The sequence below is a fragment of the Spirillospora sp. NPDC000708 genome (genome assembly GCF_040299565.1).
Lineage (GTDB): Bacteria > Actinomycetota > Actinomycetes > Streptosporangiales > Streptosporangiaceae > Spirillospora.
This window is the reverse complement of sequence record NZ_JBEPCJ010000060.1, coordinates 1-25,320: the sequence shown is the minus strand read 5'-3', so window position 1 is coordinate 25,320 and position 25,320 is coordinate 1. Positions and strand designations below refer to the sequence as shown.

The following is a 25,320-nucleotide window of genomic DNA, read 5'->3' as shown; positions in this document are numbered from 1 at the left end:
CCTCGCTGCGCTCGGGCGCTACTGCGCGATGTCCAGGCGGAGCGCCTTGGCGCCGCGCAGGTACACGTGCTGGACCTCCGCGCGCGGACGGTCCGTCGCGACGTGCGCCATCAGCCGGATCACCCGCGGCAGCGCGTGCGGCACGGCGATCTCGCTCGCGCACATCAGCGGCACCTCCTGGAACCCGAGCTTGCGCGCCGCGAGCGCCGGGAACTCCGCCGTCAGGTCCGGCGTCGCCGTGAACAGCACGCTGATCACGTCGTCGGTCGTCAGCCCGTTGCGGCTCATGACCTCGCTCACCAGCTCGGCCGTCGCCGCCAGGATCTCCTCCCGGTCGTCGGCGTCCACCTGCGTCGCCCCGCGGACCGCGCGTACCGCCACGTCGTCCCTCTCCGTCTCGCCTGAATCGCGGCGCCGGGCCTACAGCCCGACCACCTGGTAGAGCTCGCCGACCTCCTGGACGGTCAGCGCGCGCATCCCGCCCGGCTTCAGCTGGCCCAGCTTGATCGGGCCGAACTCTATGCGGGCCAGCTGCTGCACCGGGAACCCGACCTCCTTCAGCAGCCGCCGCACGATGTGCTTGCGCCCCTCGTGCAGGGTGATCTCCACCAGCACCCGCTTGCCGACCTGGTCGAACACCCGGAACTTGTCGGCCTTGGCCGGGCCGTCGTCCAGCGTCACCCCGGCGCGCAGCCGCTTGCCGAGATCGCGCGGGATCGGCCCGTGGATCTCGGCGAGGTAGGTCTTGAACACCCCGTAGCTCGGGTGGGTGAGCCGGTGGGCGAGCTCGCCGTCGTTGGTGAGCAGGATCAGGCCCTCGGTGTCGGTGTCTAGCCGGCCGACGTGGAACAGCCGCTCCGGCACGTCCACGTAGTCCTCCAGGGACTTGCGGCCCCGCTCGTCCGACATCGTGCTGACGACGCCGCGCGGCTTGTTGACCATGTAGTACCGCATCTCGGCGCGCGTCTCGACCCGCTTGCCGTCCACGTGGATCACGGCCCGCTGCGGGTCGACCCGCTCGCCGAACCGGAACACCCGCTTGCCGTCGACGGTCACGCGGCCCTCGCCGATCAGCTCCTCGCAGTGGCGGCGGCTGCCGATCCCGGCCTCGGCCAGCACCTTCTGCAGCCGCACGCCCTCGTTGTCAGTCACGTTTCCTCAACTATGTCTTCTGGCAGGTCGTCGGGGAGGAAGGGGGCCAGCTCCGGCAGTTCGCCGAGGTCGCGCAGCCCCAGCCGCTCCAGGAAGTACCCGGTGGTGCGGTACAGGTGCGCGCCGGTCTCCGGTTCCTGGCCGGCGTTCTCGATCAGGCCGCGCAGCGTGAGCGTCCGCATCACGCCGTCGCTGTTGACGCCGCGGACCGCCGACACCCGCGCCCGGCTCACCGGCTGCCGGTAGGCGACGACCGCGAGGGTCTCCAGCGCGGCCTGCGTCAGCCGGGCCTGCTGGCCGTCGGTGACGAACCGCTCCACCACCGGGGCGCAGACGTCCCGGGTGTAGAACCGCCAGCCGCCGGCGACCTCCCTGAGGTCGAACCCGCGGCCCTGCTCGGTGTATTCCGCGGCCAGCTCCCGCAGCGTCGCGGCGACCTCGCCGCGCGGCCGCTCCAGCAGCTGCGCCAGGGTGATCTCGGCGACCGGCTCGTCCACCACCAGCAGGATCGCCTCGATCGAGGCGCGCAGGCCCGGCTGCCCCTCGCCGCCGGCGCCGGACGCCTCCTCCGGAGCCTCATCCGGCGCGTCCGCGTCCGGAGCCTCGGGCGGGGCCTCCGCCTGCGGCGCCTCGGCCTGGGGCTCGTCGGGCGCGTCCTGCGGGGGGCGCTCCTCCGGCGTGTCCGGGCCGGGTCCCTCAGTCATCGTCGTCCTCGTCCTTCCCGTCCTTGTCGGCCGCGTCCCGGGCCTCGCGGGAGCCCTCGTAGTCGTCGCCGACCGCCACGTCGCCCTCGTCGGTGCCGGTCCACGTGACGTGCAGCTCACCGAGCGGTTCGAGCTGCTCGAACGTGACGGCCCGCTCCCGGTACAGCTCCAGCAGCGCCAGGAACCGCGCGACGACCTCGTAGGTGCCGTCGGCGTCGGACGCCAGGACGCGGAACGTGGTCTTGCGGAGCCGCCGCAGCTTCTCCACGACGATCTCGGCCTGCTCCTTGACGCTCGCCTTCGGCTGGTACATGTGCTCGACCGACACCGAGGGCGGCGCCTTCGGGGCGAGGGCCTTGGCCGCGAGCCGGGCGAACTCCTCCGGGCCGAGGCCGAGCAGCACCTCCGGCAGCAGGTTGGCGAACTTCGGCTCCATCGGCACCACGCGCGGGAACCGCCTGCCCGCGTCGGCCATCCGGGCGGCGAGCACCTGCGCGGCCTCCTTGTACGCGCGGTACTGCAGCAGCCGGGCGAACAGCAGGTCGCGGGCCTCCAGCAGGGCCAGGTCCTCCTCGTCGTCGACCTCGCCGGACGGCAGCAGCCGCGCCGCCTTCAGGTCCAGCAGGGTCGCGGCGACGAGCAGGAAATGGCTGGCCTGGTCGAGGTCCCAGTCCTTGCCGTAGGAGCGGATGTGGGCGATGAAGTCGTCGGTGACCTTGTGCAGGGACACCTCGGTGATGTCGAGCTTGTGCTTGGAGATCAGCCCGAGGAGCAGGTCGAACGGGCCGTCGAAGTTGTCGAGGTGGACGCGGAAGCCCTGCCCCTCGCCGTGTTCCTCGCCCTCGCGCTGGCCTTCGCCCTCGCGCTGCCCCTCGCCCTCGCTCTGCTCCGGCGCCGTCTCGTCCACGTCGCTCACGGTAGCGGAGGACGCCGCTCGTCCCGTGCTCCCCGGCAACATGCTCACCGGCCACATCGTCCCATGCCCGGCGGGGTGCGGGCGCCCGGCGGCGGGGCGCGGGCGGGGCGCCCGTCAGGAGGGGCGGCGCCCGGCGATCCGGGCGACGAGGTCCTCGGCCTGGACGCGGGTGAAGGAGCCGGTGATCTGCACCGAGCCGCCCGTGATGGGGCCGTCGGTGACCGCCGGAGCCGACAGCACCCGCCCGCCGACGACCATCGCGATCTGCTGCCCGGGCGTCCCGGGCTGCTGCTGCGCCGCCGTCCCGGTGAGCCCGGCGAAGGCCCGCGCGTCCGCCTTGCTGAGGCCGATCTGGATGGTCCAGGACGTGGACCCGCCGGACGGCGGCTCGACCTTCATGCGCTCGACGCGGCGGACGGTCATGCCGCCGCCCGCGAGCCGGTAGCAGGACGTCCCGGACGCCTCCGGCAGCGTCCCGGCCGCGCAGGGCGCCTGGGTGACCGCCGCGACCTGCTGGAGCGTCATCGGCTGCCGGAGGTCGGTCGGGCCGCCGTCGTAGCCGTCGCCGCCGCTGGTCGCCAGGAAGACGGCCACACCGGCAACCACGAGGACGAGGACGAGCGCGGCGACGCCCCCGATGATCAGCGGCGTCCGGCGCGAGGGCCGGGCGGGCGGCGGGTACTGCGCGCCGGCGCCGGGCAGCGGGTAGGCGGTCGGCGCCGCTCCGGGCGGAGGCGGTCCGGCGGGGGGCATCCCGGCCGGTGGGGGCATGCCGGCCGGCGGCGTCGGCGCGTACGGCGGGGGCGGCGGGCCCTCGCCCGAGGGCGGCGGGGCGTAGATGGGCGGCGGGGGCCGGAACGGCTCGGGCGGCTCGCCGGGGGGCTGGGCCATGCTGATCCCTACCGTGCGGGGATGGCGGTCAGGACATGTCGCGCAGGCGCCGGACGAGCGTGCTGTGCTCGCCGTGGGCGTCGAAGTCGCCGATCATCGCCGCGACGGCCTCGCGGACCAGCCGGCCCCGGTCGACGGGCAGGGCGTGGTCGGCGCGCAGCCGCAGCCGCAGCTGCTCCAGCGCGAGCAGCTCGTCGGACGAGATGTACACGGTGATCTTGGAGTCGTGGCGCTGGCGTCCGGTGGGGCGGCGCCCGGCGTCCGGCACCGCGAGCCGGGACGGGCCGGTGCCCGGCACCGCGCGCTCCGCCCCGGCGCGTTCCGGAGCGGTGTGGTCCGGGACGGCGTACTCGGGGACGGCGTGCTCCGGCCGGGCGCGCCCGGGTGCGGGCGGGCCGCCGGGCGGGCCGGGAGCGGGGCCGGGCGGCGGCGCGGTGGGCCGGAAGATCTCATCGACACCGGGCAGCCTTACCCGACGTGAGCCCACCTTCCGAGCACCTCCCGCGCCAGACCCCGGTATGCGTTCGCGCCCATCGAGTTCGGGTCGAAGTACGTGATCGGCTCCCCGGCGACGGTCGCGTCAGGAAACCGTACCGTGCGGTTGATGACCGTGTGGAAGACCTTGTCGCCGAAGGCCTCGACGATGCGGCCGAGGACCTCGCGGGTGTGCAGGGTCCGCGAGTCGTACATGGTGCCGAGCACGCCGTCGATCACCAGGCCCGGGTTGATCCGGCCCTGCACCTTGTCGATGGTCTCCATCAGCAGCGCGACACCGCGCATCGCGAAGTACTCGCACTCCAGCGGGATCAGCACGCCCTCGCTGGCGGCCAGCGCGTTCACGGTCAGCAGGCCGAGCGACGGCTGGCAGTCGATCAGGATGTAGTCGTAGTGCGGGACCGCGGACTTCAGCGCGCCCTGCAGGATGTACTCGCGGCCCACCTCGTGGACGAGCTGGACCTCGGCGCCGGACAGGTCGATGTTGCTCGGCAGCAGGTCCATGCCGTCGACGCCGGTCTCCAGGACGACGTCCTCCCACTCGGTGTCGCGTTCGAGCAGCAGGTTGTGGATCGTCATGTCGAGCTGGCGCGGGTCGCCCTTGCCGAGGCCGACCGACAGGGCGCCCTGCGGGTCGAAGTCGACGAGCAGCACCCGGCGGCCGTACTCGGCGAGCGCGGCGCCCAGGTTGATCGTCGTGGTGGTCTTGCCGACGCCGCCCTTCTGGTTGCAGATGGCGACGATGCGGGCGGGTCCGTGCTCCGCCAGCGGCTCCGGCTCCGGAAAGACGGGCACGGGTCGCTGAGTCGGGCCGAGGGCCCGACTCGGATCGGTCTCTATGGTGGCGGAGGAGAGGACTCCATGCCCGCCGTTCGTGCTGGTCACCAGATCCCTCCCCGGCGGCCGGGAATGCCGTCCAGAACGGGGACTCTAGGGCCCCGTCCCCTGCGTCTCAAGCCGACGCGCGCCGAGTGTCGACATTTGTCGCGGCGGGCACGGCCGTGCGTCCCGGCCTGCGCGGTGCGCGCGGCTGAACGCTCAGCTCCGGGCACGCGGATGCGATGTGGCGTACACCTCGCGCAGCAGCTGGACCGTCACCAGAGTGTAGACCTGCGTGGTCGTCACGGAGGCGTGTCCGAGCAATTCCTGGACGACGCGCACATCGGCGCCGCCGTCCAGCAGGTGGGTGGCGAACGAGTGCCGCAGCGTGTGCGGCGACACCTGCGACAGCCGCGCCCGGTCGGCGGCGGCGCGCAGCACCATCCACGCGCCCTGCCGCGACAGCCGCCCGCCGCGGGCGTTCAGGAACAGCGCGGGGCCGCCGCGTCCGGCGCCGGCGAGCTCGGGGCGCGCGCGGACGAGGTAGGCGTCGACGGCCCGCACCGCGTAGTCGCCGATCGGGACGATCCGGGCCTTGCCCCCCTTGCCGGCGACGCGGGCGAACCCGTCGGCGAGGTCGAGGTCGTCGACGTCCAGGCCGACCGCCTCGGAGATCCGGGCGCCGGACCCGTACAGCAGCTCCAGCAGCGCGCGGTCGCGCAGGCCGCGGGCGGTGCCGGCGTCGCCGTCGGACGGTCCGGCGGCCGCGGCGAGCAGCCGCTCGACCTCCTCCAGCGTGATGGCCTTGGGGAGCCGCCGCGGCGGCGTCGGCGGTTTGACGTCGTGCGCGGGGTCGTCGGACGCGAGGCCCTCGCGCAGCGCGAACCGGTGCAGCCCCCTGACGGCGACGAGCGCGCGCGCCGCCGACCCGGCCGACAGCGGCGGGTGCTCCTCGTCGCCCTCCCGCAGGCCCATCAGGAACGCGCGGACGTCGTCCTCGGTGATGTCGGCGACGGAGGCGCGGCCACGGCCCTCCTGCACCCGGACGTAGCGGCGCAGGTCGCGGCGGTAGGACGACAGGGTGTTGGCGGCGAGGCCGCGCTCGACGGCCAGGTGCCCCAGGTAGGTGCGCACCGCCGACTCGAGCGCGGAGCCGGTGCCCGGTTCGGGGCCGGCGTCCGGTGCGGGGGGCCGCTCGGCGGACCGGCGGGTCGTGCTCGGGGACAGTGCGGCACCTCTTCTGACGGTCGGTCGGCTCGGTCGGGGTCGGCTCGGTCGGGTCGCTCGAGGCGGGTCGCGACGTGCCCATCATGCCCCCTCCTGCCGCGCCGCGCAGGGGTCTGCGGCGCGGCCGTGTCGCGTTTCGCACCGCCGCCGTCCCGACCCGGCCGCGCCGCCCCCACCGAACGCGAAGGACGCGGAACGCCCCGCCGTCCCGTATCGGGAGGCGGGGCGTTCCGCGTCGCGGTCGCCGGGGCCGGTGTCAGTCCTCCGGGGCGTCGGCGGGGCGCAGGTCGCGGTAGCCGGAGGCGCGCGAGGCGTGCGCGGCGAGGATCCCGACGCACGCGATCATGTTGTGCACGTCGCCCGCGAGGACCTTGCGGACGGCCTCGTCCAGCGGCACCCACACCACCGGCATGTCGGCCTCCTCGTGCACCCGCTCGAAGTCGATCTGCTCGGCGGGCACCTGCGTGAGGTCGCGGGCGAGGAAGATCCGGCTCCGCTCGTCCGACATGCCCGACGAGGGGAACACGTCGACGAGGGTGTCCCAGCGGGCGGCCCGGTACCCGGCCTCCTCCAGCAGCTCCCGCTCCGCGAGCTTGCGCAGCGGCTCCCCCGCGACGTCGCGGAGACCGGCGGGCGCCTCCCAGAGCAGCCGCTCGACGGGGTGCCGGTACTGGCGCAGCAGCAGCACCCGGTCGCGGTCGTCGAGGGCGAGGACGCCGACGGAGCCGAGGTGCTCGATGACGTCGCGGCCGACGATCTCGGTGCCGCCGCCGGGGCCGCTCGGCATCTCGACGCGGTCGCGGCGGACGTTGAACACCCGCCCCGCGAACGCGGTGGACTCCTCGACGACCTTCCAGCGCTCCGGCCGGTCGCGGACGTCGTCCGGGCCGAGCTCGGGGCCGGTCCCCGGGCCGGCGGTCACGACGCGTCCGCGGCGCGCGCGTCGGCGTAGTCGATCGCCGCGGAGACCAGGCCGGTGAACAGCGGGTGCGGGCGGGTCGGCCGGGACCGGAACTCCGGGTGCGCCTGGGTGCCGACGAAGAACGGGTGGGCCTCGCGGGGCAGCTCGACGTACTCGACGAGCCGGCCGTCGGGCGACAGCCCGGAGAACCGCAGCCCCGCCTCCTCCAGCCGGTCGCGGTAGGCGTTGTTGACCTCGTAGCGGTGCCGGTGCCGCTCGGAGACCTTCGCCTCCCCGTACAGCTCCCGCACCACCGACCCGTCGGCGAGGTCGGCCGGGTAGAGGCCGAGCCGCATCGTGCCGCCCATGTCGCGCTCGCCGGCGACCACGTCGACCTGGTCGGCCATGGTCGCGACCACCGGGTGCGCGGTGGTGGCGTCGAACTCGGCGCTGCCGGCGTCGGCGAGCCCGGCGAGCGTCCGCGCCGCCTCGATCACCATGCACTGCAGGCCGAGGCAGATGCCGAGCAGCGGGACGCGGTTCTCGCGGGCGTGCCGGATCGCGCCGAGCTTGCCCTCGATGCCGCGGACGCCGAACCCGCCGGGGATCAGCACGCCGTCGACGCCGTCCAGCTCCCGCTTGGCGCCCTCGGGGGTCGCGCAGTCGTCGCTCTTCACCCAGCGGATGTGCACCTTGGCGTCGTTGCCGAACCCGCCGTGCCGCAGCGCCTCCGTCACCGACAGGTAGGCGTCGGGCAGGTCGATGTACTTGCCGACCAGCGCGATCGTGACCTCGCGGGCGGGCTTGTGGACGCGGCGCAGCAGCCGGTCCCAGGCGCCCCAGTCGACGTCCCGGAACGGCAGCCCGAGCCGGCGCACCACGTAGGCGTCGAGGCCCTCGGCGTGCAGCACCTTCGGGATGTCGTAGATGGACGCGGCGTCGACCGCGGACACCACGGCCTCGCGGTCCACGTCGCACATCAGGCTGATCTTGTGCTTGAGCCCGTCGGTGATCGGCCGGTCCGAGCGGCACACGATCGCGTCGGGCTGGATGCCGATGGAGCGCAGCGCGGCGACCGAGTGCTGGGTCGGCTTGGTCTTCAGCTCGCCGGACGGGCCGATGTAGGGCAGCAGCGACACGTGCAGGAAGAAGCAGTTGTCGCGGCCGATCTCGTGTCGGATCTGCCGCACCGACTCCAGGAACGGCAGCGACTCGATGTCGCCGACGGTCCCGCCGACCTCGGTGATGACGATGTCGACCTCGGTGTCGTCCGCCATCCCGCGGATGCGGTCCTTGATCTCGTTGGTGATGTGCGGGATCACCTGCACGGTGTCGCCGAGGTACTCCCCGCGCCGCTCCTTGGCGATCACGTTGGAGTAGACCTGGCCGGTGGTGACGTTCGCGGACCCGTGCAGCTCGGTGTCCAGGAACCGCTCGTAGTGGCCGATGTCCAGGTCGGTCTCGGCGCCGTCGTCGGTGACGAACACCTCGCCGTGCTGGAACGGGTTCATGGTGCCGGGGTCGACGTTGAGGTAGGGGTCCAGCTTCTGCATGGTGACCCGCAGCCCGCGAAGGGTGAGAAGCCGCCCCAGGCTGGAGGCCGTCAGTCCCTTGCCGAGGCTGGAGGCGACACCGCCGGTGACGAAGAGGTGCTTGGTAGGACGTGATCTACCAGTGGCTGCCGAAGGCAAGAAGGCGCTCCCGTGGTCGTTGCGAGGCGGCGATCCGACGTGCTCGGTACCGCACTGTCCACGGGCCACCAGGATAACAGCCGGGCACGGGTGCGCCATCCCGGGCGTGCCCCGCTCCCCCTGGTCAGAGGGTGTGGGGCGGGCGGCCCGCGCCCCCCGGCCCGCGGGCCGGGGGGATTCTCACAGCCGCGGGGTCGCCGCGGTGGGCATGATCGTGCGCAGCTGGCGGGTCAGCTCGTCGATCAGGGATCGGGCCTGGTCGGCGGCCTGCCGGGCGGCGTCGCGCTCCTGGGACAGCTCGGCGATCTGCGCGCGCTGCTCGGTGACGGCCTGGGCGAGCTGGTCGACCCACTGGTCGCGCTCGGCGAGCTTCTCGGCGACCGCGTCGCGCTCGGCGGCCATCTGCCGCATCCCGGCGACCGCCTTGTCGCGTTCCCGGCCGGCCTGGTCGGCGCGGCCCCGGGCGAGGGTCAGCTCCGACTCGGCGCGCGCCTGCGACTGCACCGCGGCCTCCCGGGTGCGGTCGGCGGCCTCGCGGGCCTTGGCGCTGGCGTCGCGCTCGCGTTCGGCCTTCTTGGCGGCCTCCAGCGACTGCGCGGCGGTGTCCAGGGCCTGCTGGCGCTCGGCCTCGGCGGCCTCGGCGCGGGTGATGGCCTCCTGCGCGCGGCGCTCGGCGTCCTGAGCGCGCCGCTCCGCCTCCTGCGCGCGGCGCTCGTTCTCCTGGGCGCGGCGCTCGGACTCCTGCGCGCGGCGGCGCGTCTCGTCGGCCTCCTTGCCGGCGGCGACGACGGCGTGCTGCAGGTTCTGCGCGGTCATCTCCGCGTCGGTCACCTTGGAGCGCAGCGCCGACAGCTCGCTGTGCGCGGCCTCCAGGGCGCGCGACAGCTCTGAGGCCTGCTCGGCGACCCGGTCGCGCTCGGCCTCGGCGGAGCGGCGGCCGCCGACGGCGTCCTCGACGGCGCGCAGCGCGTCGTCGCGGGCCTCGCTCATCGCGTCGCGCTGCTGGATCGCCTGCCGGACGGTGGCCTCGGCCTCGGCGACGCGGCGCTCGGCCTGCTCGGCCTGGGCCTGCGCCTGCTCCATCTGGGCACGGGCCTGCTCGGCCTGCGCGCGCGCCTGGTCGGCCTGCACGCGGGCCTGCTCGGCCTGCCCGCGCGCCTGGTCGGCCTGGGCGCGGCCCTGCTGCGCCTGGTTCCAGGCGGCCGCGGCGTCGCGCTGCGCGGCCTCCTTCTCCTGCTGCAGGGCGGCGATCTGGGTGACGGCCTCGTTCTGCACCTCGCCGGCGCGCCGCTCGGCCTCGGCCACCTGGCGCTCGGCGTCCACGGCGCGGCGGTCGGCCTGCTCGGCCTGGCCCCGCGCGCGCTGCACCTCGCCCCAGGCGGCGGCCGCGTCGCGCTGCGCCGACTCCTTCTCCGCCTGGATCGCCGCCACCTGCGAGGCGGCCTCGTTCTGCGCCTCGCTGACCTTGCGCTCGCCGGCGGCGAGCGCGTCGCCGATGAGGTCGGCCATCTGGCGCAGCCGCTCGACGATGTCCCAGGGCTGGGCCTCGGGCTGCTCGCCCTCGGGGCGTGCGGCGTCCGCGCCCTGGCCGGGCTGCTGGGGCTTGGCCATCTGGATCGGCTGCTGGGCGGCAGGCACGGGCACGTCGGACCCGCGGCCCGGGTCACGCCCCATCGCGGGCCAGGGAGAACCCGCGTCCGGGACTCCGCGCGAACCACCCGATCCGTTCAGCTCACTCACTGGTCTCCTCGCCTCGTGGTCCGGAGACGTTCGAGCGGGGCGCCGGGACGCCCCCTCGGGTCGCTGCGTTCCTCGCCTCGCGGCTCGTCACTTCGCTCACGTCTCCTCGCCGACGGCTCCGTCCGGGGGCCGTGTTCCGCGGGGGCTGTCATGGACATGGCGCTCGCGTCACTCCTCGCCCTTGGGCTCGTCGCTCCGCTCACTGAAGGCACTCTAGTGCCGACCAGCGGAACGTTTGCCCAGTTTGGGGTTTAGTTTCGTGCTCGGCTCTCGGTGCGGACGGGGGCCGCACGCCTGGTCACACCCGGTGCGGGCCCCCTGCCGCCCCCACAACGGTGCCACGGGTCACACCGCGCCGCGCGGGAAAGCGCGGACCCGGCCGCCGGGTGGGATGATCCGCGGCATGGAGCTTCGCACCCTGTATCCGCCGATCGAGCCCTACGACTCCGGGCTGCTCGACGTCGGCGACGGCAACCGGATCCACTGGGAGGTCTGCGGGAACCCGGACGGGAAGCCGGCGGTGATGCTGCACGGCGGGCCGGGCGGCGGGTGCAGTCCCGCGCACCGCCGGCAGTTCGACCCGGAGCGGTACCGGATCGTGCTGTTCGACCAGCGCAACTGCGGCCGGAGCCTGCCGCACGCCAAGGACCCGGACGTCTCCCTGGAGGCGAACACGACCTGGCATCTCGTCGCCGACATGGAGCGGCTGCGCGAGCACCTCGGCATCGAGCGGTGGCTGGTGTTCGGCGGGAGCTGGGGCAGCGCGCTGGCGCTGGCGTACGCGCAGACGCATCCGGAGCGGGTGACCGAGCTGGTGCTGCGCGGCATCTTCACGCTGCGGCCGTTCGAGCTGTACTGGTTCTACCAGGAGGGCGCGTCGCTCATCTTCCCCGACCTGTGGGAGAAGTACGTCGAGCCGATCCCGGAGGACGAGCGGGAGGACCTCATCTCCGCCTTCCACGAGCGGCTCAACTCCCCCGACCGGGACGTGCGGGTCGCGGCGGCGAAGGCGTGGGCGACGTGGGAGGGCTCGACGCTGACGCTGCGCCCGGACCCGGAGATGGCGGAGGGGTTCGGGGAGCCGGACTACGCGGTCGCGTTCGCGCGGATCGAGAACCACTACTTCATGAACGAGGGGTTCTTCGAGGACGAGCAGCTGATCAGGGGCGTGGACCGGATCCGGCACATCCCTGCCGTGATCGTGCAGGGCCGCTACGACGTGTGCACGCCCGCGGCGACGGCGTGGGACCTGCACCGCGCGTGGCCGGAGGCGGAGTTCCACATCGTGGACGACGCGGGGCACGCCTACAGCGAGCCGGGGATCCTGCACCGGCTCGTCGAAGCGACCGACCGTTTCGCGCAGGCCGGCTGAGCCGCCGTTTCGGACGCACGTCGATCGCCTCCACGGCATGACCGGAACACGGTCGGGATCCCGCGCTCGCGCCGGGTCCCGGCCGTGTCCGAAATGCCTCCGGACCGCTCTAATCCTTACCGGTCCGCTAACCCTGCCTTACCCGGCGGCAAGGCTGTCACCCGCTTGAAGGTGATGGACCCGGGGCTCACAGGGCCCGCCTCAACGTCTTGGCCCACATCCGCCCCACGGCCCCGCGCGGCGGCTCGACCTCCCGCGATGCGCGGTGACGCCGACCGCACCCCTCCCGTTGTCATTGAATCTGAGTGACTTACCTCACACAACCGATACACAAAAACGCGCGGCAGGCGGGCGCGGAACATTAAGGTTGCGTTCAGGAAGGCGCTCCGCGCGTCCGTCCGCGAAGTCGCCAGTACCTCCTGCGTATCGCAGGGAATGGCGCGCCACCGCTCCGAGAACGGTCGGCCGAAATTACTCCGAATTTGGCAAGCGAACTGCCATACCCGCTGCCCGCCAGGCTAAACATCCTGACGATAACATTACGGAACGATCACTCGGCGAGATTCGGTAAGTTGCCTGGACATGGCACCGCAACCCCTGGAATCACCGACCCGACGCCCCGAAACGGACGAGACGAGCGAGGACGTGCAACTCCAGGAGCCGAGCCTCACCGACGGCCCCGCACTGTGGCGGATCGCCCGGGACTCCAAGGTCCTGGACGTCAATTCGCCCTACAGCTACGCCCTCTGGTGCCGCGACTTCGCCGACACCTCCGTGGTGGCCCGCGACGGCGGCGGAGTCTGCGGTTTCGTCACCGGCTACGTCCGGCCGTCCCGCCCCGACACCTTCTTCGTGTGGCAGGTGGCGGTTGACGACGCCCATCGGGGGCAGGGATTGGCACGCCGCATGCTGGACCGCCTCGGCGACCGGCTGTCGGCACGCGGCCACCGCTTCATGGAGGCCACCGTGACTCCGGACAACACAGCGTCGGAGGCGATGTTCGCCTCGTTCGCCCGGGCCCGCGGCTGCGACCTGACCCGCGAGCCGCTGTTCGGCGCCGAGCACTTCCCCGGCGGCGGACACGAGCCCGAGGTGCTCTTCCGGATCGGCCCGTTCGGCCCCGCGACCTGACCCGCGGCCGGCGGAACCGCCGCCGGCCGGACCCGCTCCGAGTCCGTTCCCGACCCGTACCGCATCCGGCCGGTGCCGCCCGGCACCGGCGTCTCGCCCGAACCGCTCCCACCCCCGACCTGCCGGAGGCAGATCATGGACGTCTTCGCCCGTATGGAATCGGAAGTCCGCGGCTACTGCCGGGGCTGGCCCACGGTGTTCAGCACCGCACAGGGCTCCCACATCACCGACGAGAACGGTCGCAGCTACCTCGATTTCTTCGCCGGCGCGGGAACCCTCAACTACGGACACAACAACCCTCAGCTGAAACGCCGCCTGATGGACTATCTCGCGAGCGACGCCATTGTGCACAGCCTCGACATGTACACCACGGCGAAGCGCGACTTCCTGGAACGATTCAACGAGTACGTCCTCGAGCCGCGGGGCCTCGACTACAAGGTCCAGTTCCCCGGCCCGGCGGGCAACAACTCGGTCGAGGCGGCGCTGAAACTGGCCCGCAAGTTCACCGGACGCGAGACCGTCGTCAGCTTCACCAACGCCTTCCACGGCATGACGCTCGGCGCGCTCGCGGTCACCGGGAACTCGATGAAGCGCACCGGCGCCGGCGTGCCGCTCGGGCACGGCGTCGCGATGCCGTACGACAACTACCTCGACGGCCGCACGCCCGACTTCCTGCTGTTCGAGACGATGCTCGACGACAGCGGCAGCGGCCTGGACAAGCCCGCCGCCGTGATCGTCGAGACGGTGCAGGGCGAGGGCGGCATCAACGTCGCCACCGCCGAGTGGCTGCGCGGCCTGCAGGACCTGTGCCACCGCCAGGACATCCTGCTGATCGTCGACGACGTGCAGATGGGCTGCGGCCGCACCGGCCCGTTCTTCAGCTTCGAGGAGGCCGGGATCACCCCGGACATCGTCTGCCTGTCCAAGTCGCTCAGCGGCTACGGGCTGCCGTTCGCGGTCACCCTCATGAAGCGCGAGCTGGACGTGTGGGAGCCCGGCGAGCACAACGGCACCTTCCGCGGCTTCAACCCGGCGTTCGTCACCGCCATCGCCGCGCTGGAGGACTACTGGACCGGCGAGGGCATGGAGAAGCAGACGCTCGCCAAGGGCCAGCAGGTCCAGACGGCGCTGGAGGAGATCGCGCTCGCGCACGCCGGCGCGATCGACACCGTCCGCGGCCGCGGCCTCGCGTGGGGCCTGGTGATGAAGGACCCGGAGACCGCGCCGCAGGTGTGCGCCGAGGCGTTCTCCCGCGGGCTGCTCATGGAGACCTCCGGCCCCGAGGGCGAGGTCGTCAAGCTGCTGCCGCCGCTCACCACGACCGAGACCGAGCTGGCCCACGGCCTGGAGATCATCGCCGAGTCGGTCGACGCCGTCCGCACCAAGGTGTCGGTCTGACCCGGCCGCCGGGCCGCACCGCCGCCCCGTAACACACCGGAAAAGAGGAATCCATGATCGTTCGCTCCCTTGACGAGATCATCGGCACCGAGCGCGACGTGCAGGCGCCGACCTGGTGCAGCCGCCGCTTCGTGCTGGCCAAGGAGGGCGTGGGGTTCTCGCTGCACGAGACGATCCTGTACGCGGGCACCGAGACCAGGATGTGGTACGCGAACCACATCGAGGCCGTCTACTGCGTCGAGGGTGAGGGCGAGCTCACCAACGACGAGACGGGCGAGAAGCACGAGATCAAGCCGGGCGTGATGTACCTGCTCGACGGGCACGAGCACCACACCCTTCGCGCCCACACGGACGTCAGGACCGTGTGCGTCTTCAATCCCCCCTGCACCGGTCGGGAGGTCCACGACGAGAACGGGGTCTATCCGCTGCTCACCGAGGAGGACGCATGAGCATCATCGAGTCGCACCCGTCGATCGACGACGCCTACCCCACCCGTAAGGCCGCCGAGGCGGCGCTGCTGTACCGGCAGGACCCGGTCGTCTACGGCGGGCCCGGCGACGGCCCCGTCGACGCCGCCACCCTCGACTCCTTCGACCGCGACGGCTTCCTGTCCGTCGAGCAGCTGCTCGCGCCGGAGGAGGTCGAGGACTACCGCGCCGAGCTGCGCCGGCTCGCCTCCGACCCCGCCATCCTGGCCGACGAGCGCACGGTCACCGAGCGCGGCTCCGACGAGGTCCGCTCCATCTTCGAGGTCCACAAGATCAGCGAGGTGTTCGCGCAGCTCGTCCGCGACCCGCGCGTGGTCGGCCGGGCCCGGCAGATCCTCGGCTCCGACGTGTACGTGCACCAGAGCCGGGTGAACTACAAGCCGGGGTTCACCGGCAAGGACTTCTACTGGCACTCCGACTTCGAGACCTGGCACGCCGAGGACGGCATGCCGAGGATGCGCGCGGTGAGCATTTCCATCGCGCTCACGGAGAATTTCGTGCACAATGGCGGGCTAATGATCATGCCCGGTTCGCACAAGACCTTCGTGGCCTGTGTCGGGGAGACCCCGTCCGACCACTACAAGGAGTCGCTGCGCGGGCAGGAGATCGGCACCCCCGACCCGAACAGCCTGTCGATCCTGGCCGACAAGCACGGGATCGAGCTGTTCACCGGGCCCGCGGGCTCGGCCACCATGTTCGACTGCAACTGCATGCACGGCTCGAACGGGAACATCACCCCGTTCCCGCGCTCCAACGTGTTCATCGTCTTCAACAGCGTCGAGAACACGTGCGTCGAGCCGTTCTCCGCTCCGGCACCGCGCCCGCCGTTCATCGGGGCGCGCGACTTCACCCCCGTCCGCGACTGACCCGCGCACCCCCGCTCCCAACTGGATATCCCCGACGACAGGTCCCGCGCCCGCGGGGGGCTCTCCACGGCCCCCCGCGGGCGCGGGTCCACCCCCTCCCCTGCAGGAGTTCAACGATGACTTCCTCGAGACGCGACTTCCTCCGCACCGCCGTTCTGCTGTCCGCCGCCGTCCCCCTGGCCGCGGCGGGCTGCTCCACGACGGATCCGGACAAGGAGGTCTCCGGCGGCGGCACCCTCGACAAGGCCAAGAAGGCCGGAAAGATCACCGTCGGGTTCGCCAACGAGGCCCCCTACGGCTACACCGACAAGGACGGCAAGCTGACCGGCGAGGCGCCGGAGCTGGCCCGCGCCATCTTCAAGAAGCTCGGCATCGACAAGGTCGAGGGCGTCCAGGTCGACTTCGGCGGCCTGATCGGCGGCCTCAACGCCAAGCGGTTCGACGCGATCGCCGCCGGCATGTTCATCACCCCCGAGCGGTGCGCGTCCGCCGCGTTCGCCAACCCCGAGTACGTCGCCAAGAGCGCCTTCATGGTGCCGAAGGGCAACCCGAAGAACCTGAAGAACCAGAACGACCCGGCGAAGGCCGGCGTCCGGGTCGGCGTGCTGACCGGCGCGGTCGAGCAGGGCTACGCCGAGAAGAGCGGCGTCAAGAAGAGCGACATCAAGACGTTCCAGGACCAGGCCAGCGCCTACGAGGGCCTGAAGTCCGGGCGCATCGACTGCATCTGGCTGACCCGCATCTCGCTGGCCGACCTGCTGTCCAAGCACCAGGACGGCAAGTACGAGGTGACGGACGCGTTCACGCCCGTCATCGACGGCAAGGAGCAGCTCGGCGCCGGCGCGTTCGTGTTCCGCAAGGCCGACTCCGACCTGCTGAACGCCTGGAACACCCAGCTCGCGGCGCTGGAGAAGAGCAACCAGCTGCTGCCGATCCTGCAGCCGTTCGGGTTCACCCAGGCGGAGATGCCGAGCCCGGACGACACCGCCGCCAAGTTCTGCCAGGGCTGACCTGTGTCGCAGGTCCTCGACAGCTATCACCAGTGGCTGGAGGGCGCGTGGCTGACCTTCCGGCTCACCGTCTTCGGCGGTGTGCTCGCGCTGGTCCTCGCGCTGCTCTTCGGGCTCGCGGGCACCGCCCGCAGCGGGTGGGTCCGCGCGCTGAACCGGGTGTACGTGGAGTTCTTCCGCGGCACCGCGACGCTGGTGCTGCTCTACTGGTTCTTCTACGCGCTGCCCCTCATCGGCCTCCGGTTCACCACCCTGTTCGCGGCGGTCCTCGCGCTCGGCATGAACGTCGGCGCGTACGGCGCCGAGGTGGTGCGCGGCTCGATCAAGGCCGTCCCCAAGGCGCAGTACGAGGCGACCGTCGCGCTGAACTTCACGCCCGCGCAGCGGATGCGGCGCGTCCTGCTGCCGCAGGCGTTCGCGCTGATGCTGCCGCCGTTCGGCAACCTGCTCATCGAGCTGATGAAGGGCACCGCCATCGTCTCGCTCGTCGGCCTCGTCGACATCACGCACGTCTCCAAGAACGTGCAGGGCAGCACGGGGCAGACCGTCTGGTCGTTCACCGTCGCGCTGGTGCTGTACTTCGTCATCGCGCAGGTGCTGCAACTGTTCGTGCGCTACGCGGAACGGCGGGTGGATCGGATGCTCGGCCGCCGCTCCTCCCGTGAGCCCGACCTCGGGACGGTCGCGGCGGGCGCCCCCGGAGCGGGGGTGGCCGGCTGATGAACTGGGACTGGAACTACACCGGCGACATCATCCCCGACCTGCTGGACGGGCTGCGCTACACCGTCATCGCGACGCTCGCCGGCTACGTCATCGCGGTGCTCCTCGGCCTGGTGTGGGCGATGCTGCGCCGCACCCCGAACGTCGTCGTCGCCCAGACCGTGCGGTGGGTCACCGAGTTCATCCGGTCGACGCCGCTGATCCCGCAGCTGTACTTCGTGTACTACGTGCTGCCGTCGTGGGGCCTGACGATCGGGTCGCTCACCGCCGGGATCATCACGCTGGGGATCCACTACTCGACCTACACCGCCGAGGTGTACCGGGCGGGGATCTCCGACATCCCGCGCGGGCAGTGGGAGGCGTGCACCGCGCTGAACCTGCCGCGGTCGCGCATGTGGCTGGACGTGATCCTGCCGCAGGCGATCCGGCGGGTGATCCCGACGCTGGGCAACTACCTGATCGCGATGTTCAAGGACTCGCCGCTGCTGCTGGCGATCAACGTGACGGAGCTGCTGATGTCGGCGTACCAGGTGGGCTCGCGGAGCCTGCGGTTCCTGGAGCCGGTCACGCTGGTGGGCCTGCTGTTCGTCATCGTCAGCGTCATTTCCTCGATACTCGTCCGCCGCCTGGAGAGGCGTTATGCCACCAACTGACACCACACCGGAAGCCCCCACGCCCGAAGAGGAGTCCCCGGGCGTCTCCGTCGGGAAGCAGGGCGTCCGCAAGGAGGACGGCGGCGGCGCGGCGGCCGCGCTGCCGCGGGGCGACGCGCCCGGCATCCGCTTCGAGAAGGTCGTCAAGCGGTTCGGCTCCAACACCGTGCTGCGCGAGCTGGACTTCGCCGTCGAGCCCGGCGAGCGGGTGACGCTGATCGGGCCGAGCGGATCGGGCAAGACGACGATCCTGCGGCTGCTGATGACGCTGGAGAAGCTCGACGACGGGCTGATCTGGATCGGCGACGACACGCTCTGGCACATGGACAAGGGCGGGCGCCGCGTCCCGGCCAACCAGAAGCACCTGCACGAGATGCGCAAGCAGGTCGGCATGGTGTTCCAGCAGTTCAACCTGTTCCCGAACATGAACGTGCTGCGCAACCTCACCGAGGGGCCGGTGCGGGTGCTCGGGGCGTCCAAGGACGAGGCGGTCGAGCGGGCCCGCGGCCTGCTGGACATGGTCGGGCTGTCCGACAAGGAGAACGCGCACCCCTCGCAGCTGTCCGGCGGGCAGCAGCAGCGGGTCGCGATCGCGCGGGCGCTGGCCATGCAGCCGAAGGTGCTGCTGCTGGACGAGGTGACCTCCGCGCTGGACCCGGAGCTGGTCGTCGGCGTGCAGGACCTGCTGCGCGACATCGCCCGCGAGAGCGACCTGACGATGCTGTGCGTCACGCACGAGATGGCCTTCGCCAAGGACATCTCCGACCGGGTGCTGATGTTCGACCAGGGCCAGATCGTCGAGGAGGGCCCGCCGGACCGGATCTTCGGCGAGCCCGCCGAGCAGCGCACCCGCGACTTCCTGCAGGCGGTGCTGGCGTCGTGAGCGGCGCCGATCTCCTCAGCGGGAGCCCGGACAGGGACTAGTCTCGTCTCGTTCGACATCGCCCGCGTCCCCGTCGCCCCGGGGACGCGGGCGATCCCCGTTTCAGGACGCCGCCGGGACGCCGTCGGGGCACCGTCCGGACGCCGTCAGGGTGCCGCGGGCGGCCGGCGCGTGATCATCGGCGCGAGGTGGCGGCGGGCGTAGCGGCGCGCGCGGTCGTCGTCGTCCAGCGGGACGCACCCGTCCGGGGCCAGCACGAACGACAGCATCACCCGGATCAGCGTCTCGGCGGTGACGTCGGCGTCCTCCGCGACGTCCGGCGCGACGCCGTCCGCGGCGCGCAGCACCCCGGCCAGGAACGTCCGCGCCGCCGCGAGGAACGGGCCGCTGTCGACCGTCAGGAACGGCAGCAGCGCGTCCGGCTCCGTCGCCATCAGCCGCTGGAACAGCCCGTGCCCGCGGGCGTGCCGCAGCGTCACCACGAACCCCTCCGCGACCCGGTCGGAGACGTCCGGCAGGCCCTCCATGGCGGCGGTGAACACCTCGAGGAAACGCCGCACCTCCCGCAGCAGCACCGCCTCGACCAGCGCGTTCTTGGACGCGAACCGGCGGTAGACGGTGATCCGGGCGACCCCGGCGCGGCGCGCGACGTCCTCCATGGAGGCGCGGCGCAGCCCGAACTCGGCGAACTGCTCCAGCGCGGCGTCGAGGACGCGCGCGCTGGTCGGGTCCGCGTCATGGTCGTACGCGAGGACGCGGGCGAGCATGTTCTCGGGGGGAACGGCGGCCATCGCCCGCCAGCGTAGCCGGGTCCGTTTTGATCCCGGCCCGGCGCGCGGCCGGGCGCGCGGCCGCGCGCCGGGCCGCGATCGCCGACTCCGGGTTTCGGGGGCGGTGGACCCGGTGAGGGTCAGGCGACGCCGGACCAGGCCGCCGCGGTGAGGTCCGTCCAGCGCGGTTGCGGGATCGCGATGCCGAACTGGCGGGCCAGCTCGTACGGGAGCGAGCCGATCGGGGCCTTGGCCGGGTTCGCGGCGATCTGCCCGACGATGATCTCGGCGAGCCCGCAGCCCGGCTCCAGCCGGGGGAACGCGGCGTGCGCCCGCTCGGCGACGCCGCCGGGGATCCGGTCCGCGCCCACGCCGGCGACGTCGGCGCTGGTCCCGGCGTGGGTGAGGGCGATCTCCGCGCGCATGCGATCGGCGATGCCCCGGCTGGTGTGCAGGGCGATGGCCTCCCACACGACGCGGGTCCGCTCGCCGTCGTACCCGTGCCCGGCGAGGAACCCGGCGGCGAGGTCGGCGCCGTCCACCTCGAAGCGCCGGCCGCCGTCGCCCTGCTCGGTCAGGCCGAGGTCGTGCAGGACGCACGCCAGGAACAGCGTCTCGTCGTCGTAGTCGGCGCCGGGCCGCAGGTCCCTCGCCTCCCCGATGGCGCGGGCGAACAGGTAGGTGCGGGCGCAGTGGTGCGCGAGGGCCGCCGGCCCGGCGGCGAAGACCAGGTCGTACGCCGCGCGGGTCAGGTCGGTGTCGGGCAGCGAGAACTCGGCGAAACGGTCGGACACGAAGGCTCCTTGGACACGGTGCTCGGGTACGGCACCGATCGTCCGATGCCGCCCGGCGCCCCGGCCAGTGTCCGGACCGCCGATGTGCGCTACGTTCTGGCCATGGCCGCTGAACCGCATGTCGTCGCCGTGCTCGCGCTGGACGGCGTCGTGGCGTTCGACCTGGCGACGCCGGGCCAGGTGTTCGGGACGACGACCACGGCGGGCGGCGACCCGCTCTACGACGTCCGGGTCTGCACGCCGCCGGGCGGCGCGCGCACCTCCCCCGCGCTCGGCCGGATGCGCGTGGACGCCCCGTACGGCCTGGACGCGCTGGCCACCGCGGACACGATCGTCGTCCCCGGCCACGAGGGCGTCACGGACGACCCGCCCGGCGAGATCCTGGACGCGCTGCGGTCGGCGGCGGCGCGGGGCGCCCGGGTCGCGTCCATCTGCGTCGGCGCGTTCGTCCTGGCCGCGGCGGGCCTCTTGGACGGCCACCGCGCGACGACGCACTGGTACTACGCGCGCGCTCTGGCGCGGCGGTATCCGGATGTAGAGGTGGACCCGTCCGTCCTGTACGTCGACAACGGGCAGGTTCTCACGTCGGCGGGCGTCGCGGCGGGCGTGGACCTGTGCCTGCACATCGTCCGCCGCGACCACGGCTCGGCGGCGGCGGCGCGGACGGCCCGGCGGATCGTCATGCCGCCGCAGCGCGACGGCGGTCAGGCGCAGTTCATCCGGCACGACGAGCCGCCGGACGGCGGGGCGGCGCTGCAGCCGACGCTCGCCTGGCTGGAGGCGAACCTGCACCGCCCGCTGGCGCTGGACGAGATCGCGCGGCAGGCGTCCTGCAGCGTCCGGACGCTGACCCGGCGGTTCCGGGAGCAGGCCGGGACGACCCCGCAGCAGTGGCTGTCGCACGCGCGGGTGCGGCGCGCCCAGCAACTGTTGGAGGACACCGACCTGCCGGTCGAGCGGGTGGCCGCCGAGGCGGGGTTCGGATCGCCGGTGACCCTGCGCGCGCACTTCGCCCGCCGGGTCGGCGCCTCGCCGCTGGCCTACCGGGGCGCGTTCCGCGCGCGGTCCGCCGGGGACTGACCGTCCGCCGCCGACCCGCCCGCCCGCGTACCGAATGCTGTTCGGTACCGTGGCGGTGACGATGCGGGGAGGGATGCGACGAATGAGCGCTGCGATCGCCGGGCTGGGAATGACGGAGCTCGGCAGGGTGTACGGGCGCAGCCCGCGCCGGCTGGCCGCCGACGCGGTGCGGCTCGCCGCCGCCGACGCCGGCCTCGGCCTGGCCGACCTGGACGGGCTGCTGGTCAGCCACGGCATGGGCGGCTCGCCCGGGATCGAGCTCGCCGACACGCTCGGCCTGCGGGACCTGCGGCTGCTGACCCAGATGAACGCCTTCGGCGCGACCGCCGGGGCGATGGTGGCGCACGCGGCGATGTCCGTCATGAGCGGCGCCGCGACCACGGTCGCGTGCGTGTTCGCCGACGCGCCGCTGAAGCCGAAGCAGTCGGCGGGCTCCGCCTACGACCGCAGCGCCCGCGAATGGTACGGGTACGGCGGCATGACGGCGGCCCTCGGGCTGCGCAGCGTCAACTCCTTCTACGCGCTGGCGGCGCAGCGGCACATGTCCCGTTACGGGACGACGAGCGAGCAGCTCGGCGCCATCGCCGTCTCGACGCGGGAATGGGCGACGCGCAACCCCCTCGCGCAGATGCGCGAACCGATCACCCTCGCCGACCACCAGGCGTCGCGGTGGGTGTCGGAACCCCTGCACCTGCTGGACTGCTGCCTGGTCTCCAACGGCGCGATCGCGGTGATCGTCACGAGCGCCGACCGCGCCCGCGACCTCGCCCGCCCGCCCGTCCACCTGTGGGGATGGGGCCAGGGCCACCCCGGGCACCGCAAGGAGCGCGGCAGCGACTTCGGGCTGACCACCGGCGCCGCCTCCTCCGGCGCCACCGCGATGAAGATGGCCGGCATCACCCCGTCCGACGTGGACGTGTGCGAGCTGTACGACTGCTACACCTACACCGTCCTCGTGTCCCTGGAGGACTACGGGTTCTGCGCCAAGGGCGAGGGCGGCGCGTTCGCCGCGTCCGGCGCGCTCGGCCCCGGCGGGTCGCTGCCCACCAACACCGGCGGCGGGCAGCTGTCGGCGTACTACATGTGGGGGTTCACCCCGCTGTCGGAGGCGGTCATCCAGGCGCGCGGCGACGGCGGGGAGCGGCAGGCGCCGTCCAACGACGTCGTCCTCGTCAGCGGCAACGGCGGCATCCTCGACCACCACTCCACCCTGATCGTCAGCCCGCACCCGAAGGGAGCCTGACCGATGGAGATCGGCGTTCTGCGGCGCGACGGGCGCACCGACCCGTTCTTCGACGGCACCGCCGCCGGAAGGCTCGTCATCAGGCGCTGCGAGGCGTGCGACCGCTGGTACGCGCCCGACGCCTCCGGCTGCCCCGAATGCGGCGAGGAGGCCCTGGCCTGGGCCGACGCGAGCGGCGCGGCGACCCTGGTGACCTGGACCGTCACCCACGGCCGGCCCGCCGAGGACGGCACCGCCCCGCCGCCCGCCCACCTCGCGCTCGTCGAACTGGCCGAGGGCCCGTGGATGTACGCCCGGCTGGACGGTGTCTCCGGCGGCGACCTGCACGAGGGGCTGCCGCTGCGCGCGGAGTTCGAGCACCCGGACGAGGGCGAGTCGTACGTGCTGTTCCGCCCCGCCCGCTGACCCACCGGACCCTGGACCGAATGGCGTTCGGTCCATTAGCGTCGGGGGCATGAACACCGAGGTCTGCGCCACGTTCGGGATCGAGTTCCCGCTGTTCGCCTTCAGCCACTGCCGCGACGTCGTCGCCGCCGTCACCAACGCCGGCGGCTTCGGCGTCCTCGGCGCCGTCGCCTACACCCCCGACCGGCTGGAAGAGGAGCTGCGCTGGATCGACGACCACGTCGGCGGCCGCCCCTACGGCGTCGACGTGCTCGTCCCCGCCAAGATCGACGAATCCGCCGAGCGCGCCGGACGCGGCGAGGGCGGCCTCGACACCATGCTCGCCGCGGTCCCGCAGGAGCACTGGGACTTCCTCATCGGCCTGTTCGCCAAGTACGACGTCCCCCTGCCCGACTTCGAGAAGGCCAAGCGCTCCAACGCGCGCGGCGGCACCTCGGTCACCAAGGAGGGCGCCACCGAGCTGATCGACGTGTCCCTCGCCCACCCCATCCGGCTCATCGCCAGCGCCCTCGGCACCCCGCCCCCGATCATGGTGGAGAAGGCCAAGGCCGCCGGGATCCCCGTCGCCGCGCTCGTCGGGACCGCCGAGCACGCCCGCCGCCAGGTCGCCGCCGGCGTCGACCTCGTCATCGCGCAGGGCGGCGAGGCCGGCGGGCACACCGGCGAGATCTCCACGATGGTGCTCGTCCCCGAGGTCGTCGACACCGTCGCCCCGGTGCCCGTCCTCGCCGCCGGCGGCATCGCCACCGGCCGCCAGATGGCCGCCGCGCTCGCCCTCGGCGCGTCCGGCGTCTGGTGCGGCTCCGTCTGGCTCACCACCGAGGAGGCCGAGACGGCGCCCGCCGTCAAGGAGAAGATGCTCGCCGCCACGTCCCGCGACACCATCCGGTCGCGGTCCCGCACCGGCAAGCCCGCCCGCCAGCTCCGGTCCGCCTGGACCGACGAGTGGGAGGGCCCCGAGAGCCCCGGGGCGCTCGGGATGCCGCTGCAGATGATCGTCGCCGAGGGCGCCATGCGGCAGATCACGAAGGTGGCCGAGTCCGGCAACCCCGGCGCCCGCGCGCTCGCGAACTACTTCGTCGGCCAGTGCGTCGGCCTGATGAACACCGTCAAACCCGCCCGCCAGGTCGTCTACGACATGGTCGAGGAGTTCGCCGACGCGGTCGACCGCCTCAACGCCATCACCTCCGCCGACTGACCGCCCCCCACCCTGCGCGGCCGGTCCGGCGGTTGCTCCGGCTTCTGCGGCAGCAAGCACCTTCTGCCCTGGCAAGGCGCGTGGGGGCCTTGGCCCCCACGCTCCGCCACGACGACCACCAGCGCAACAGCAACAGCACGCCACTACGCCCTGCCGACAACCAACCACCCGGCCGCCCTGCCACCTGGCCGCCCTGCCACCTGGCCATTTGGCCATTTGGCCACCGCAGCCCAGGCCCCAGCGGCAGTGCTCACTTGTGTCAGCGCCGATCAGGACCCACAGAAGTTCCGACGCGAGGCCCGATCTCCGCATGCAGACACTGGTGCAGGTAGGTGTTGACCGCCCGGGCCTGGCAGCACGCCTCAGCCGACTCCATGTCGACCCGACCGCAGCCAACGAACGCCGGACACGCCGCCGGACGGATGCCACGAGAATCGCGGAGTTCTCAACGCGGACGCCGCGTTCCGTGACCGCCGTGAACGGGTCGAACGCAGCGGTTTCGCGCCGACTGTCCGGGCGATTGCTAACGAGAGCGTCCGCCATACGGCACCGGGACAGCCAAACGCTGCGCGAGAGCATGCCAGAAAGCCGAATGATCACAAAGTTCGAGGGCGCAGGGTTCAGCGTTAGCTCTGAGATAAAGAATCCGAGAATTTCAAGTCCGGGAGAATCGGCGATAGGGGTGTTCGGGTGGTGGGGTGGCGCTTGCGTACGGGGCCGCCCCTCCAAAGTCAAGGGCGCCTTCGGCGTCGCTTCGCGATGGACTTCGTCCA

At 72.6% G+C, this 25,320-nt stretch carries 26 protein-coding genes; 13 read left to right on the top strand and 13 right to left on the bottom strand.

What is annotated here, in order from left to right; all coding sequences use genetic code 11:
* Positions 1–18 precede the first annotated feature (18 nt).
* The 11 genes from aroH to ABT299_RS33780 all read right to left on the bottom strand — a co-directional run bounded on the left by aroH (position 19) and on the right by ABT299_RS33780 (position 10,440).
* Positions 19–381, bottom strand: a complete 363-nt coding sequence (aroH, locus tag ABT299_RS33830; RefSeq protein ID WP_190866092.1) for a chorismate mutase — start codon at positions 379–381, stop codon at positions 19–21.
* A 39-nt stretch (positions 382–420) separates the two neighbouring features.
* Positions 421–1,152, bottom strand: a complete 732-nt coding sequence (locus tag ABT299_RS33825) for a pseudouridine synthase (RefSeq protein WP_190866094.1) — start codon at positions 1,150–1,152, stop codon at positions 421–423.
* Positions 1,149–1,856 (bottom strand): SMC-Scp complex subunit ScpB, encoded by a 708-nt coding sequence (scpB, locus tag ABT299_RS33820; RefSeq protein ID WP_500253214.1) that lies wholly within the window; start codon positions 1,854–1,856, stop codon positions 1,149–1,151. The genes ABT299_RS33825 and scpB overlap by 4 nt, the downstream gene beginning before the upstream one ends.
* On the bottom strand, positions 1,849–2,763 hold the full coding sequence (locus tag ABT299_RS33815; RefSeq protein ID WP_500253213.1) for a segregation and condensation protein A: 915 nt from the start codon (positions 2,761–2,763) through the stop codon (positions 1,849–1,851). The genes scpB and ABT299_RS33815 overlap by 8 nt, the downstream gene beginning before the upstream one ends.
* Before the next feature lie 123 nt (positions 2,764–2,886).
* Positions 2,887–3,663, bottom strand: a complete 777-nt coding sequence (locus ABT299_RS33810; protein ID WP_500253212.1) for a SecDF P1 head subdomain-containing protein — start codon at positions 3,661–3,663, stop codon at positions 2,887–2,889.
* A 28-nt stretch (positions 3,664–3,691) separates the two neighbouring features.
* Complete coding sequence (locus ABT299_RS33805) at positions 3,692–4,150, bottom strand: hypothetical protein (protein ID WP_190866100.1); 459 nt, start codon at positions 4,148–4,150, stop codon at positions 3,692–3,694.
* Entirely contained in the window at positions 4,132–4,998 is an 867-nt protein-coding gene (locus ABT299_RS33800; protein ID WP_347257048.1) for a ParA family protein, read from the bottom strand. The genes ABT299_RS33805 and ABT299_RS33800 overlap by 19 nt, the downstream gene beginning before the upstream one ends.
* Positions 4,999–5,196: 198 nt before the next feature.
* Complete coding sequence (gene xerD / locus ABT299_RS33795; RefSeq protein ID WP_190866104.1) at positions 5,197–6,111, bottom strand: site-specific tyrosine recombinase XerD; 915 nt, start codon at positions 6,109–6,111, stop codon at positions 5,197–5,199.
* A 349-nt stretch (positions 6,112–6,460) separates the two neighbouring features.
* Positions 6,461–7,126, bottom strand: a complete 666-nt coding sequence (locus ABT299_RS33790) for an NUDIX domain-containing protein (RefSeq protein ID WP_190866106.1) — start codon at positions 7,124–7,126, stop codon at positions 6,461–6,463.
* A complete protein-coding gene (pyrG, locus tag ABT299_RS33785; protein ID WP_190866108.1) occupies positions 7,123–8,796 on the bottom strand; it encodes a CTP synthase in 1,674 nt (557 codons plus the stop codon). Before pyrG ends, ABT299_RS33790 begins: the two co-directional genes overlap by 4 nt.
* A gap of 180 nt (positions 8,797–8,976) precedes the next feature.
* Positions 8,977–10,440, bottom strand: a complete 1,464-nt coding sequence (locus tag ABT299_RS33780) for a hypothetical protein (protein ID WP_500253211.1) — start codon at positions 10,438–10,440, stop codon at positions 8,977–8,979.
* Between the two features lie 499 nt (positions 10,441–10,939).
* On the opposite strand from ABT299_RS33780, the gene pip reads away from it, so the two are divergent.
* From pip to ehuA, 9 genes are all read left to right on the top strand, one after another.
* A complete protein-coding gene (gene pip, locus ABT299_RS33775) occupies positions 10,940–11,908 on the top strand; it encodes a prolyl aminopeptidase (protein ID WP_190866112.1) in 969 nt (322 codons plus the stop codon).
* Between the two features lie 582 nt (positions 11,909–12,490).
* Positions 12,491–13,039 (top strand): diaminobutyrate acetyltransferase, encoded by a 549-nt coding sequence (gene ectA, locus ABT299_RS33770; RefSeq protein ID WP_190866113.1) that lies wholly within the window; start codon positions 12,491–12,493, stop codon positions 13,037–13,039.
* Positions 13,040–13,174: 135 nt separating this feature from the next.
* Positions 13,175–14,437: a diaminobutyrate--2-oxoglutarate transaminase gene (ectB, locus tag ABT299_RS33765; RefSeq protein WP_387019310.1), complete on the top strand. Its 1,263-nt coding sequence runs from the start codon at positions 13,175–13,177 to the stop codon at positions 14,435–14,437.
* Between the two features lie 53 nt (positions 14,438–14,490).
* Positions 14,491–14,886, top strand: a complete 396-nt coding sequence (locus ABT299_RS33760) for an ectoine synthase (RefSeq protein ID WP_190866117.1) — start codon at positions 14,491–14,493, stop codon at positions 14,884–14,886.
* Positions 14,883–15,791 carry an ectoine hydroxylase gene (gene thpD, locus ABT299_RS33755; protein ID WP_190866120.1) on the top strand — a complete coding sequence of 303 codons (909 nt, stop codon included), beginning with the start codon at positions 14,883–14,885 and terminating at the stop codon, positions 15,789–15,791. The genes ABT299_RS33760 and thpD overlap by 4 nt, the downstream gene beginning before the upstream one ends.
* 116 nt (positions 15,792–15,907) lie before the next feature.
* The gene (gene ehuB / locus ABT299_RS33750; protein WP_190866122.1) at positions 15,908–16,801 is read left to right on the top strand and encodes an ectoine/hydroxyectoine ABC transporter substrate-binding protein EhuB; all 894 of its coding nucleotides are present in this window, start codon (positions 15,908–15,910) and stop codon (positions 16,799–16,801) included.
* A 3-nt stretch (positions 16,802–16,804) separates the two neighbouring features.
* Positions 16,805–17,521 carry an ectoine/hydroxyectoine ABC transporter permease subunit EhuC gene (gene ehuC, locus ABT299_RS33745; protein WP_190866124.1) on the top strand — a complete coding sequence of 239 codons (717 nt, stop codon included), beginning with the start codon at positions 16,805–16,807 and terminating at the stop codon, positions 17,519–17,521.
* A complete protein-coding gene (gene ehuD / locus ABT299_RS33740; protein ID WP_500253210.1) occupies positions 17,521–18,174 on the top strand; it encodes an ectoine/hydroxyectoine ABC transporter permease subunit EhuD in 654 nt (217 codons plus the stop codon). The genes ehuC and ehuD overlap by 1 nt, the downstream gene beginning before the upstream one ends.
* Positions 18,161–19,057, top strand: a complete 897-nt coding sequence (ehuA, locus tag ABT299_RS33735) for an ectoine/hydroxyectoine ABC transporter ATP-binding protein EhuA (protein ID WP_190866128.1) — start codon at positions 18,161–18,163, stop codon at positions 19,055–19,057. Before ehuD ends, ehuA begins: the two co-directional genes overlap by 14 nt.
* Positions 19,058–19,203: 146 nt before the next feature.
* Here ehuA and ABT299_RS33730 read toward each other — a convergent pair whose 3' ends face one another.
* Entirely contained in the window at positions 19,204–19,848 is a 645-nt protein-coding gene (locus ABT299_RS33730) for a TetR/AcrR family transcriptional regulator (protein ID WP_433137922.1), read from the bottom strand.
* A gap of 119 nt (positions 19,849–19,967) precedes the next feature.
* Complete coding sequence (locus ABT299_RS33725; RefSeq protein WP_387019300.1) at positions 19,968–20,621, bottom strand: HD domain-containing protein; 654 nt, start codon at positions 20,619–20,621, stop codon at positions 19,968–19,970.
* Positions 20,622–20,723: 102 nt separating this feature from the next.
* Between ABT299_RS33725 and ABT299_RS33720 the strand changes: the two genes are divergently transcribed.
* From ABT299_RS33720 to ABT299_RS33705, 4 genes are all read left to right on the top strand, one after another.
* Complete coding sequence (locus ABT299_RS33720) at positions 20,724–21,701, top strand: GlxA family transcriptional regulator (protein WP_500253209.1); 978 nt, start codon at positions 20,724–20,726, stop codon at positions 21,699–21,701.
* Between the two features lie 82 nt (positions 21,702–21,783).
* The gene (locus tag ABT299_RS33715; RefSeq protein ID WP_190866134.1) at positions 21,784–22,944 is read left to right on the top strand and encodes a thiolase family protein; all 1,161 of its coding nucleotides are present in this window, start codon (positions 21,784–21,786) and stop codon (positions 22,942–22,944) included.
* Between the two features lie 3 nt (positions 22,945–22,947).
* The gene (locus tag ABT299_RS33710; protein ID WP_500253208.1) at positions 22,948–23,349 is read left to right on the top strand and encodes a Zn-ribbon domain-containing OB-fold protein; all 402 of its coding nucleotides are present in this window, start codon (positions 22,948–22,950) and stop codon (positions 23,347–23,349) included.
* Positions 23,350–23,398: 49 nt separating this feature from the next.
* Positions 23,399–24,547, top strand: a complete 1,149-nt coding sequence (locus tag ABT299_RS33705) for an NAD(P)H-dependent flavin oxidoreductase (RefSeq protein ID WP_190866138.1) — start codon at positions 23,399–23,401, stop codon at positions 24,545–24,547.
* Positions 24,548–25,320 lie beyond the last annotated feature (773 nt).